Genomic DNA, 252 nt, shown 5'->3' on the forward strand with positions numbered 1-252 from the left:
GTCAGACCCAGTTGCACCACCTGCTCGAGAATCGCACCGACTTCGGCCTGAGCGACATCCAGCGCCTGCGCCACCTGGCGCAGCACGCCGGCCGCATCACCGGCGCCACGGGCGGAAACCACCACGCTCTGCACCGATTGTTTATTGGTGCTGGCCACCAGCGCCTGCCGCAGCAGGGTCTTGCCGCTGCCTTGCGGGCCGATGACCACCAGCAGCAACTGGCTGTAACGCGCCAAGTGATGCAGTTGACCC

General features: G+C 66.3%; 1 protein-coding gene. It reads right to left on the reverse strand.

All coding sequences use genetic code 11. The annotated features are described in order from the left end of the window. Positions 1-252 (reverse strand): ATP-binding protein (locus tag AAEY83_RS17100; RefSeq protein ID WP_351061054.1); only part of this gene is annotated, 252 nt, incomplete at both ends.

The organism is Psychrobacter sp. TB20-MNA-CIBAN-0197, assembly GCF_040309765.1.
GTDB classification, from domain to species: Bacteria; Pseudomonadota; Gammaproteobacteria; order Pseudomonadales; family Moraxellaceae; genus Psychrobacter; species Psychrobacter submarinus.